Origin of the sequence: Blautia sp. DFI.1.216, assembly GCF_020594215.1 — a bacterium.
GTDB lineage: Bacteria > Bacillota > Clostridia > Lachnospirales > Lachnospiraceae > Blautia_A > Blautia_A wexlerae.
In genome coordinates this window covers 1-252 of the sequence record NZ_JAJDML010000236.1, presented here as the reverse complement: position 1 = coordinate 252, position 252 = coordinate 1, and the positions used below count along the sequence as shown (strand labels likewise).

Annotated in this window: 1 protein-coding gene; it reads left to right on the top strand. The window is 36.5% G+C overall.

The window, feature by feature from the left end; translation table 11 throughout:
- On the top strand, window positions 1-252 hold a 252-nt coding region (locus LJE11_RS19570), incomplete at both ends, for a hypothetical protein (protein ID WP_227296458.1).

Genomic DNA, 252 nt, shown 5'->3' with positions numbered 1-252 from the left:
AAACCTGATTTTCCCTTTAGAGGATATTAAAGATTGCATATTGAAGCTGTCTGCGAGTTCAGGCAAAGCCATAGTCTATGCCTACTTTAATGATACAGAAAAAATTGTCAGACACCTATATGAAATAAAGAAGCTGCAATATCTCCTTGATAATGTGGTGTTGGAAGACCGAATCGCAAAAGGAGAGATACTTAAGCAACAGTCCTTTGAGGCGCAATTACTTAATGAAGCTATTAATAGTTGCGTTGAAAT